Raw genomic sequence first — 10,302 nt, 5'->3', positions numbered from 1 at the left:
AGAGGTTTATAAGAGACAGGGGGTGAGCTGCACCAGCGGCCGTCCCCACTCCCGGGCCCGGCCGATCGCCCGCGTAACCTTCTCCCGGCCCACCCCCGGGCCCCGCCGGTCGGAGCGGACCCGGACCGACTCGATCAGCGACCGCTCGGCGCCGTGCCGGCCCAGCCCCGGGATGTACGTGACCTGGAAGCAGCCGACCAGCTCACCGCCGGACTCGGCGACGATGAGGTGGTTGCGCGGGTCGGCGTCGATGGCGGCGAACGCCCGCTCGTACGCCTCGTCCACCTCGGTGAAGTCGCGCGCCTTGCCCAGCACGTCGTCGGCGAGCAGGGCGATGACGGCGGGCAGGTCGGCCCGGACGGCCTCCCGGAAGATCACATCGGTCACGCCGGGCAGCTTCCCACAGTCACGCCGGACGATGCGGTCGCGTCGGTTGCCGGCACCGGGCAGCATGTGCCCATGGACGCCCTGTTGTTGCCGTTCCGCTGGATCTACCGGGGTCTGGTCTGGTTCGCCAACTCGCCGCGTACGCTGATCATCTCGTACCTGCTGATGATCGTGGTGGCCGGCGTGCTGTACAGCCACGCCGAGCACAAGAGCGCCGCGGACTCGGTCTGGTGGGCCGTGGTCACCGCCTCCACCGTCGGCTACGGCGACATCTCGCCGACCTCGTTCGCCGGTCGGTTCCTGGCCGCGCTGCTCATCTCCACCATGGTGCTGCTGGTCATCCCGCTGATCACCGCGCACTTCGCCAGCCGGCTCATCGTCGACGACGACGCCTTCGAGCACGCCGAGCAGGAGGAGCTGAAGGCGGACGTACGGCGGCTGCGGGCACTGGTGGAGGAGCTGGCCGCCCGGCAGGGCATCGAGCTGCCCGAGCCGGAGCGCCCCAGGCCGCCCAGCGAAGCCCCGATCTGGGAACGGTCCGCGAGATCAGGTACGCGCCGACGACGCCGGTGAGGGTGCCGCCGTGTCGTCGGCCACCGGCCGTCGGGTGTCGGTGGACCTCTCCGCCGGCACGCCGGCGAAGGCCCAGCCCATCCTCGGTTCCACGGCCCAACCGAACAGCCGCCGGACGGGAGGGGTGGCCAGGATTCCCGTCGCGAGGACGGCGAGAGCGCTGATGGTCAGCAGCCCGGCGAAGGATTTGACGAACGGGGAGTACTGAAACTTGTAGGCGAGCGCGATCTGCACGATGAACCCGTGCAACAGGTAGGTGTACTGGGTGCCGGTGGCGAGCGGCGTGAACAGGTTGCGCTTCGCCGGCACCAGCGCGAGAAACGCGACACTGAGCACGAGTGCGACCGCCGCCAGGCCGAGTGCTCCGACGGCCCAGACGCCCCAGCTGACATCCAGTTGTGCGTGCCCGTTGTGCCGGTAGAACCAACCGGTGGTCAGCTGCGGGGCGTAGCGGTAGACGGCGATGAAGGCGGTGGCGAACACCAGGACGGCGACGGGGCGCAGCCACCGGGTGTCGCGGATCCGTTCCAGGTGTTCGCGCCGGACGGTGAGGCCCAGCACGAAGAACGGCAGGAACTGCAGGATGCGGGCGAGGTCCAGTTCGCCGGAGAGCGAGGCGGCGCCCGAGGCGAGCATGACGGCCGTCGCCACCGCGACCGGCGCGCGCAGGTTGAGCCAGAGCGTGGCGGAGATCCGCCAGACGAACAGGGCCACCAGGAACCAGGTCAGGTAGAAGGGCGTGACCAGGTCGATGGGATCGGACTCGTCCCGGCGGTAGTTGTCGTACAGCTGGTATGCGCTGGCGAAGATCAGATAGGGGACCAGGGTGCTGGTGACGAGCCTCCGCACCCGGCCGGGATGGGAGGCGTCCTGGGCGAAGGAGCGGGAGAAGTAGCCGCTGATCATGACGAAGAGCGGCATGTGGAAGGCGTATACCAGCAGGTAGAGAGCCCGCACGCCGCGCATCTCGGTCGGGGAGCCGACGAGCGGGCCCCAGGTGTGGCCGAGGACGACCAGCGCGGTGGCCAGGAGCTTCGCGTTGTCGAAGAAGGCGTCCCGGGAGGGTCGGGGACTGGTGCCGCCGTCGTTCGGGGCGGCTTGGCGGGGCAGTTCAGACGCTGGCATGGCGGGGCTTTCACGAGTAGGGCGGCGAGGCGGGCGGCGGCGGCGGCGGGCAGCCGACGGTGGTCAGGCGCGCGCGGTGTGGCGCGCCCGCGGCCGGCTCATGCTAGTACCACCGCTGCCGGCGACGGCCATCGCTCGAATGCCTCGGGCGGTCAGCGGGCCGGGCAGCGCAGGCCCTCCCGGGGGACGGTGAGCGAGAGCAGGTAGGCGTCGACGGCCGCCGTCACGCAGGCGGTCTGCGGGTAGGCCGTGTGGCCCTCGCCCTCCCAGGTGAGCACCCGGCCGACGCCGAGCATCGAGGCCAGCGCGGCGGTCTGCTCGTAGGGGGTGGCCGGGTCGCCGGTGGTGCCGACCACCAGGATGGGCGGCGCGCCGGCCGCCTTGCCGGTCGGGTACGGGTCGCGCCCGCCGGGCCACTCCACGCAGCCGAGCATCCCGACCGCGAGCGCCGGGCCGAACAGCGGGTACTTCTGCCGCCACTGCGACTGGAGCGACCGGATCTTCTCCCGGGTCGGCTTCTCCGTCTCGTCGGCGCAGTTCACCGCCATGTTCGCGTCGAACAGGTTGGAGTAGTGCCCGTCGTCCTCGCGGCCCGCGTAGGCGTCGGCGAGCTTGAACACGCCGGCCGGGTCGCCGCCCTGCAACGCGTCGATCGCCCGGGCCAGCTCCTGCCAGCCCTGCTCCGTGTAGAGGGAGGAGATGACCGCGTAGAACACCCAGCCGGCGGTGGCCTCCCGGCCGTCGCTGCCGCGCACCGGGGAGACCCTGGCCTTGTCGATGGCCGTGGTCACCGCGGCCCGGGCGTCCGGCGCGATCGGGCAGCGGCCGGCGTTCGCCGCGCACCAGCGGGAGAAGTTGTCGAACGCGCGCTCGAAACCCTTCGCCTGGCTCTCCGAGCCGGCCATGAGCTGCTGCCGCGGGTCCACCGCGCCGTCGAGCACCAGCGCCCGTACCCGCTGTGGGTAGAGCTGGGCATACGTGGCGCCGAGCAGGGTGCCGTAGGAGTAGCCGAGGTAGGTCAGCTTCTCGTCGCCGACCGCCGCGCGCACCGCGTCCATGTCCCGCGCGGCCTGCTCCGTGCCGTAGAGCGGCAGCTGGTCGCCGTACTTCGCGCCACACCGCTGGCCGACGCGGCGGTTGAGGTCGACGAACCCGTCGAAGGACGCCTGGCTCTCCGGGTCGGGGTCGTAGCCGAAGCTGGCGTCCAGGTCAGCGTCGCTGATGCACTTCACCGGGCTGGACCGGGCCACCCCGCGCGGGTCGAAGCCGACGATGTCGAACCGGTCGGTCACCTCGGCCGGCAGCCCGCCGAACGCCGGCCCGAAGGAGAGGTAGACGGCGGTGTCCACGCCGGACGCGCCGGGGCCGCCCGGGTTCACCACCAGCGACCCGATCCGGTCGCGCTGCTTGTTCGACCGGATCCGGATCAGCGAGATCTCGAAGGTCTGCCCGGCGCCCGGCCCGGCGGTCGCGCCGGTCGCCGCCCCGGTGCCCCAGTTGCGGGGTACGGCGACCCGGGCGCAGTCGTAGCGCATCCCCGCCGCGCCCCGCCCGACCAGCTCGTCCGGCACCTCCGGGCAGGGCCGCCAGGTCGGTGCGGTGCCCGGGGCTGCCGCCTCGCCCTGGCTCTCGGCCCGCGGGGCGAACGCCGGCAGGGTGCAGCCGGCGGTGAGCACCAGCGCCGCGACGAACCCCGCCAGCGTGGGCCGGCGGCGGATCCGGTCGGAGAAGCGGGTCACGTGGCAGCCCTCCATGATCGTGTGGACCGCCAGGCTACGCCCGGCCCGTCCCGTCGCCGGCGGTCGCCGCCGGATCGCCGCGCAGCACCTGGTCGACGTCGTAGCGGATCGGGCGCTCCAACTGCTCGTAGGTGCAGGAGCGGGGATCGCGGTCGGGGCGCCAGCGGACGAACTGGGCGGTGTGCCGCAGCCGGTCGCCCTCCATGGCGTCGTAGCCCACCTCGACCACCAGCTCCGGGCGCAGCGGCTCCCACTCCAGGTTCTTCCCGCCCGTCCACCGGCTCACCCCGCCCGGGATGCGCTGCCCCCGCTCGTGGTCGCCGTGCACCCACGGGTGGTCGCCGCCTACCTCGCGGTAGGGCTCCAGCTCGTCCAGCAGCTCCTTGCGCCGGGCGGCGGTGAACGAGGAGCTGACCCCGATGTGGTGCAGCACCCCGGCGTCGTCGTAGAGCCCGAGCAGCAGCGAGCCGACCACCGGGCCGGACTTGTGCCAGCGGAAGCCGGCCACCACCGCGTCGGCGGTGCGCGCGTGCTTGACCTTGAACATCAGCCGCTTGCCGGGCTCGTAGGGCAGGTCGGCCGGCTTCACGATGAGCCCGTCCAGCCCGGCTCCCTCGAACACGTCGAACCAGCGCCGGGCCGTCTCCGGGTCGGTGGTCACCTGGGTGACGTGCACCGGCGGCCGGACCTTGGCCAGCGCCTTCTCCAGCCGGGCCCGGCGCTCGGGGTAGGGCTGGTCGGTCAGCAGCTCGTCGTCGAGGGCGAGCAGGTCGAAGGCGACGAAGTCGGCGGGGGTGGTCTCGGCGAGCAGCTTCACGCGCGAGGCGGCCGGGTGGATCCGCTGGGCCAGCAGCTCGAAGTCGAGTCGCGGCTGGCCGTCGGGGCCGTCGCGGCGGATCACGATCAGCTCGCCGTCGACCGCGCACCGCTCCGGGAGCTGGCGGCGGGCCTGCTCGACCACCTCCGGGAAGTAGCGGGTCATCGTCTTGCCGCCGCGACTGGCCAGCTCGACCTCGTCGCCGTCGCGGAAGACGATGCAGCGGAAGCCGTCCCACTTGGGTTCGTAGGTCAGGCCGGGTTGGGTGGGCAGTTGGGGCACGCTCTTGGCCAGCATCGGCTCGACCGGCGGATTGATCGGCAGGTCCACGGCGACCAGTCAATCAGACCCCACCGACGGTCGTGAGGCAGATCACCGGCGGTGCGCGGCGGCGTGTCCCGTCCCGGACCCGTTCGTCACCCGCGCCCGGATGGTGAAACCGCAGGTCAGAGCTAGGTTCGCGGCGTGCCGGAGTGGAGCTGCGGATGCTGCGGGCGCTGGCGGGTCAGCGTGGAACTGATCCGGGGGCGCTACCGCTACCGGCTGGTGCACCGCTACCCGGCCGAGCACGGCGGCGGCGCGAACGTGGTCGGCGAGGTGGGCTCGGTGGCCGAGTTGGAGGGCCTGCTCCGCCGGTACGCCCCGGTCGGCCTGGCCGACCTGCGCGAGGCGGCCTGACCCGATGCCCACGCCGGACCGGCGCGGGATCACCGGGCGTCGATCGTCGGCGTAGCCTGACCCTGGGCCGTCCGGGGGAGGGAACGCCATGCGGTTCGTCGAGTCCGTCGAGATCGCCGCCGACGCCGACCGGGTCTGGGCGGTGCAGACCGACGTGGAGCGCTGGCCGGAGTGGACGCCCTCGGTCACCGCCGCCCGGCGACTGGAGCCCGGGCCGCTCACCCTCGGCGCGACGGCCCGGCTGGCGCAGCCCCGCCTGCGCCCCGCGATCTGGCGGGTCACCGAGTTCGACCCGCCGCACCTGTTCGTCTGGGAGTCCGACAGCCCGGGCGTGCGCAGCCGCGGCGAGCACCGGATCGTCCCGCTGGCCGACGGGCGGGTCCGCGCCGAGCTGGTCATGGCGCAGACCGGCCCGCTCGCCGGGCTGGTCGGCCTGCTCGCCGGCCGGACCATCCGCCGCTACCTGCGGCAGGAGGCCGACGGGCTCAGGCGCCGCTGCGAGCGGGGCTGACCGCGCCGGGACCGCCCGCCAGGGTCTTCTCCAGCACCGCCAGGCGGTTGCCGTTCTCGTCCGGCCGGTGCGCCACCACCCGGTAGCCGCGCCGCGCGTACAGGCCCAGGTTCTCCGCGCTCTCCGCGCCGGTGAACAGGGCGAACCGGGTCACCCGGCCGGCGCAGGCGCCCTCCACGGCGGTCAGCAGCCGGCCGCCGATGCCGCGCCCCTGCTGGTCGGGGGCGACCGCGAGCCGGCCCACGTGGGCGGTGTCGCCGTCGATCCGGGCCCGGACCGAGCCGACGAGGCGGGGCCCGAGCCGGGCGGCCAGCACCACGGTCGGGCCGGCGAGGGCGGCGCGGACCTCGTCCAGGGTCTCGGTCAGCGGGGGCAGGAACAGGTCCCGGTAGCGCTGCGCCTCCACCAGGTACGCGGCGCGCTGCACGGTGAGGATCTCGCCGGCGTCCGGGACACCGGCCGGGGCGACGGTCAGCTCATCGGTCACCCGGCAAGCCCACCACAGCCCGCCGGACCGGCGTCGGGCGGGCCGCCGGTGCCGGTCGTACCCTGGCGGTGTCCCGCGACGAGGAGGCCGAGGTGTCCGAGCTGACGTACCCCGAGGTGGGCGCGACCCGCGACGGACGCCTGCCGGCCGGCTACCACCACCTGCGCCACCGGGTCCGGCTGCCGGACGGCGGCTTCCCGGTCGCGGCGGACGCGGTGCTCGGCTGGCGGCTGCACCGGGCCGCGGGTGTCGTCATGCGCACCGACGCGCCGCGCGCCGCCGCCGGGGTGCGGGTCACCCCGGGGCTCGGCGTCGGCCCGCTGCGGATCTGGGGCCCGACCGAGGTGGTCTGGGCGGTGGACGAGCCGGACCGGGCCGGGTTCGGCTACGGCACCCTGCCGGGGCACCCCGAGGTCGGCGAGGAGGCGTTCCTGGTCACCCGGGACGGCGGCGGGGTCTGGTTCGAGGTGACCGCCTTCAGTCGGCACGCCCGCTGGTACGTCCGCGCCGCCGGGCCGCTCACCCGGGTCTTCCAGCAGGCGTACGCCTGGTGGCTGGGGCGGAACCTGCGCCGGCTCTGCGAGGGTCACCCGCCGGCGTCGCCGGCCGGGGGTCAGTAACCGGCGAAGGAGCGGATCGGGGCCCGTGGCCCGTACTTCGGCGCCTGGATGCCGGCGGCCTCGAACAGCACGCAGACCCGCCCCCGGTGGCCCCGGAACGGCTCCAGCAGGGCCAGCATCCGGGCGTCGTCGCCCCGCGGCTCCCCGGCCAGCGCCCAGGCCACCGTGTTGGGGACGTGGTAGTCGCCGACGCTGACCGCGTCCGGGTCCCCGTACGCGATCCGGACCACCTCGGCGGCGGTCCACGGCCCGATGCCGGCTATCGCGGTGAGCCGGCGGGTGGCCTCGGCCGCGTCGGCGCAGCGTTCCAGCCGGTCCGCGACGGCGGCCGCCCGGCGCAGCGTGTCGGCCCGCCGCTGCTCCACCCCGAACGGGTGGAAGACCCAGTACGGCGTGGCCGCCACCGCGGCCGCCTCGGGCGGCAGCAGCAGCGGTTGCAGCGGCCCCGGCGCCGGCTCCCGGAAGTGCCGCACGGTCGCCGCGTAGGCGCGGTACGCCTCCTTGCCGGTCACCTTCTGCTCGAAGACGGCGCGCAGCAGCCGGGGGAAGATCTGGCCGGTGGCGGGCATCCGCAGCCCGTGGTGCTCGCGGGCCAGCCGGGCCACCAGCGGGTGCGCGTCGGCCAGCGCGGCGAACCCGGTCAGGTCGTCGCGGAGACCGGCCACCGCGTCGGCGCGCTCGACCACCCAGTCCGCCCCCGGGCCGTAGCCCTCGGCGACCAGTTCACCGGCGTCCGGGCGCAGCGCGAGGGTGGCCGGGCCGGCCGGGGTGCGGGTGGCCCACCAGAAGGTGCCGGCGGTGATCCGGGCGCACGGGTCGTACGGGCTGAAGGTGAGGGCGCGGACCGAGGCGGCCAGTCGGTAGCCGGCCGGGGGGCGCAGCGTCCGGCGGGCGGCGCGGGAGGTCACCCCGCCACTCTGCCAGGTGTACGGAGGGAACCTGCCGCGGCTCGGCGTGGAGTGACCGGACCGACGCGGACGGTCCGGACGGCGTATCAGCCGATCCGGTAGCGGCCCGTCATCCATTGAGGCGCACTTGCCAAACGTGAACCCCTAGCAGGACACCAAATGCGACATAACGTTTCGGATGCTGTCGGACGCGAGATGAACATCGGATGTTCCAGACGTGAACGACTGCTAATGTCCCGCTTTGCCGCCGTGGGATGACGTCCCTCGGCTCCGCGCCGCATGTCGGCGTGCTGGCCCGGGATTCCCGGCGGCCAACGGGGAAGCAATGAGAAAGGCTGTCAGCGAATGGATGCTGATCCGGTTTCTGCCCGGGTATCGACTCGGGCCTTGCCGACCTCACCCGACCGGTCCTGAACCGTGGCGGGTAAGGCCCGGGTCGTCGGCACCGACGGTCCGCTCGCATGATCGCGCTCAAGCTGTACCGCACCCTACCGCAGGGAGCGCGGCGCCGACTGATCAAGCTGCTGCCCCAGGAGCGGCGGCTCAGCCTCGTGCGCAGCCTCACCCTGCCCGGCGGCGGTGACACCGTGCACCCGCTGGGCTCCCGCGTGACCGTCAGCGACGGCGGCGTACGGACCCAGGCCGAGGTCGTGGCCGCGGCGACCCCGCTGCAGATGTGGCATCGCAACCTGACCGCGGTCACCGCGGCCCTCGCGGCGGCCGGGATCGACCACCACTGCCTGCGCAACGACGACTACCTGCGCAGCTCGGTCGCCGTGCTGGAGGACCGGCGGGCCGAGGTGCTCCGCCTGGTTCGCTCCGCACCGGTGCTCGCCGGCGCGCACGTTCGGAGGGTCGAGGTGCGGCCCGGGCGGAACCAGCCCGACCTGGCGCCCACCGAGGTCGTCCAGGTGTGGTTCCCGGTGACCGACGTCCGGGCCGGCGTGGTCCTGGGCGCCCAGTTCGCCTGCGAGATCGAGTTCTGGTCGCGGGTGGGGGACGTGGTCCGCGCGCCCCGGCACAACGCGGTGGTCGACGAGGCGCCGGCACGGGCGGAACCGGTACGCGTGGCGGCGGCGCTGATCAGCCACTTCGTTCCCGAGGCCGACGACCACACGTACCGCACCCGTCGGGATCTCACCATGCGCGCGCCGGACCGGGTGGGTTTCCCGATCGACGCCGTCTTCACCTGGGTGGACGGCTCGGATCCGGAGTGGCTGCGCCGCAAGATGGCCGCGCTGGCCCTGCCCGAGGCGCGGCACGCGGTCGCCGCCAACTCCTCGCGGTACCACAACCGGGACGAGTTGCGGTACGCGATGCGGTCGCTGCACAGCTTCGCGCCCTGGCTGCGGAAGATCTTCCTGGTCACCGACAACCAGCTGCCGAGCTGGCTCGACCCGACCCACCCCATGGTCACCGTGGTCACCCACGCCGAGCTCTTCGGCGACCTCGGCGTCCGGTCGTCGTTCAACTCGCACGCCATCGAGTCCCGGCTGCACCGGATTCCCGGGCTCGCCGAGCACTTCCTCTACTTCAACGACGACGTCTTCCTGGGCCGGCCGCTGCTGCCCACGCACTTCTTCCACGCCAACGGGATCGCCAAGTTCTTCCTCTCCCCGGCCCAGTTCGGGCTGGGCGAGGCGCGGCCGAGCGACCCGCCGGTCAACGCCGCCGGGAAGAACAACCGCCGGCACATCCAGCGGCAGTTCGGTGTGACCATCACGCAGAAGATGAAGCACACGCCGTTCGCGCTGCGGCGCAGCATCATGTACCAGATCGAGCAGGTGCTCCAGGCGGAGGTGACGGAGACGGCCGGACACCTGTTCCGGCACCAGGGCGACCTGTCCATCCCCTCGTCGCTGCACCAGTACTGGGCCTACCTCACGGGGCAGGCGGTGCCGGGCGAGATCGAGTACGAGTACGCGGACCTCGGCCACCCGTCGACACCCGCCCGCCTGGCCGAGCTGCTGGCGCGCCGGCACCGTGACGTCTTCTGCCTCAACGACACCGACTCCGACCCGGGGGCCTTCGCCGAGCAGGAACGGATGCTGGCCGACTTCCTGCCGCGCTACCTGCCCTTCCCGGCGCCGTTCGAGTTGAGCGACGACGTGGTCGCCGAGCGTCGGACGGTCAGCGCGACCACGCTGTGGCGGCAGGCGCGCGGCGCGGACCGGCGCGGGCGGCAGGTCGATGCCCCGACCACCCCCGCCCTCGCCGTCGGCCGGCAGGTGGACGGCCAGACCGTGCCCGCACTGCGAGTCGGTCCGCGACTGGACGCGCCCACGCTGCCCTCGATGCGCATCGCCGCCGGCAGGACGGCGGACCAGGACGTTGTGCCACCTGGCTGGGGGACCTACCCCGACAACCGGGAGACCTACCCCGACAACCAGCCGGGACATGGGCGAGATGCCTGACCAGCCTGGTGACCTCGCGCCCGTCCGCTCGTCGTCCGGATCA

The 10,302-nt window shown here is 73.5% G+C and carries 10 protein-coding genes and 1 pseudogene; 5 read left to right on the top strand and 6 right to left on the bottom strand.

The genetic code is table 11. The features are described from left to right. Positions 1-21: 21 nt before the first annotated feature. A pseudogene (locus tag ACW0Q9_RS11620) lies at positions 22-387 on the bottom strand (N-acetyltransferase family protein); the annotation flags it as partial. Between the two features lie 72 nt (positions 388-459). On the opposite strand from ACW0Q9_RS11620, the gene ACW0Q9_RS11615 reads away from it, so the two are divergent. Next, positions 460-960, top strand: coding sequence for a potassium channel family protein (locus tag ACW0Q9_RS11615; protein WP_456180440.1), 501 nt, complete (start codon positions 460-462; stop codon positions 958-960). Here the strand turns inward: ACW0Q9_RS11615 and ACW0Q9_RS11610 are convergent. From ACW0Q9_RS11610 to ACW0Q9_RS11600, 3 genes are all read right to left on the bottom strand, one after another. Next, a complete protein-coding gene (locus ACW0Q9_RS11610; RefSeq protein ID WP_456180438.1) occupies positions 934-2,085 on the bottom strand; it encodes an acyltransferase family protein in 1,152 nt (383 codons plus the stop codon). The two genes, ACW0Q9_RS11615 and ACW0Q9_RS11610, sit on opposite strands and share 27 nt — an antisense overlap. Positions 2,086-2,237: 152 nt before the next feature. Continuing rightward, on the bottom strand, positions 2,238-3,824 hold the full coding sequence (locus tag ACW0Q9_RS11605) for an alpha/beta hydrolase (protein ID WP_456180436.1): 1,587 nt from the start codon (positions 3,822-3,824) through the stop codon (positions 2,238-2,240). Between the two features lie 34 nt (positions 3,825-3,858). Further along, positions 3,859-4,971: an ATP-dependent DNA ligase gene (locus ACW0Q9_RS11600; protein ID WP_456180434.1), complete on the bottom strand. Its 1,113-nt coding sequence runs from the start codon at positions 4,969-4,971 to the stop codon at positions 3,859-3,861. Between the two features lie 135 nt (positions 4,972-5,106). Between ACW0Q9_RS11600 and ACW0Q9_RS11595 the strand changes: the two genes are divergently transcribed. Both ACW0Q9_RS11595 and ACW0Q9_RS11590 read left to right on the top strand, forming a co-directional pair. Then, positions 5,107-5,319: a hypothetical protein gene (locus ACW0Q9_RS11595; RefSeq protein WP_456180432.1), complete on the top strand. Its 213-nt coding sequence runs from the start codon at positions 5,107-5,109 to the stop codon at positions 5,317-5,319. Positions 5,320-5,407: 88 nt separating this feature from the next. Continuing rightward, a complete protein-coding gene (locus tag ACW0Q9_RS11590; protein ID WP_456180430.1) occupies positions 5,408-5,830 on the top strand; it encodes an SRPBCC family protein in 423 nt (140 codons plus the stop codon). Here ACW0Q9_RS11590 and ACW0Q9_RS11585 read toward each other — a convergent pair. Beyond that, on the bottom strand, positions 5,805-6,317 hold the full coding sequence (locus ACW0Q9_RS11585; protein ID WP_456180428.1) for a GNAT family N-acetyltransferase: 513 nt from the start codon (positions 6,315-6,317) through the stop codon (positions 5,805-5,807). The genes ACW0Q9_RS11590 and ACW0Q9_RS11585 overlap by 26 nt on opposite strands. Positions 6,318-6,385: 68 nt before the next feature. On the opposite strand from ACW0Q9_RS11585, the gene ACW0Q9_RS11580 reads away from it, so the two are divergent. Continuing rightward, entirely contained in the window at positions 6,386-6,937 is a 552-nt protein-coding gene (locus ACW0Q9_RS11580; protein WP_456180426.1) for a DUF1990 family protein, read from the top strand. Here ACW0Q9_RS11580 and ACW0Q9_RS11575 read toward each other — a convergent pair. Next, a complete protein-coding gene (locus ACW0Q9_RS11575) occupies positions 6,931-7,845 on the bottom strand; it encodes a DNA-3-methyladenine glycosylase family protein (protein ID WP_456180424.1) in 915 nt (304 codons plus the stop codon). The genes ACW0Q9_RS11580 and ACW0Q9_RS11575 overlap by 7 nt on opposite strands. A 461-nt stretch (positions 7,846-8,306) precedes the next feature. On the opposite strand from ACW0Q9_RS11575, the gene ACW0Q9_RS11570 reads away from it, so the two are divergent. Beyond that, positions 8,307-10,259 (top strand): stealth family protein, encoded by a 1,953-nt coding sequence (locus ACW0Q9_RS11570; RefSeq protein ID WP_456180422.1) that lies wholly within the window; start codon positions 8,307-8,309, stop codon positions 10,257-10,259. Positions 10,260-10,302: the final 43 nt, after the last annotated feature.

The organism is Micromonospora sp. I033, assembly GCF_053890995.1.
This window is presented reverse-complemented; position numbering and strand designations above follow the sequence as displayed.

Coding starts and splice junctions, on each gene's coding strand:
- ACW0Q9_RS11615 (WP_456180440.1), top strand. CDS start 460: ATGGACGCCCTGTTGTTGCCGTTCCGCTGGATCTACCGGGGTCTGGTC.
- ACW0Q9_RS11610 (WP_456180438.1), bottom strand. CDS start 2,085: ATGCCAGCGTCTGAACTGCCCCGCCAAGCCGCCCCGAACGACGGCGGC.
- ACW0Q9_RS11590 (WP_456180430.1), top strand. CDS start 5,408: ATGCGGTTCGTCGAGTCCGTCGAGATCGCCGCCGACGCCGACCGGGTC.
- ACW0Q9_RS11570 (WP_456180422.1), top strand. CDS start 8,307: ATGATCGCGCTCAAGCTGTACCGCACCCTACCGCAGGGAGCGCGGCGC.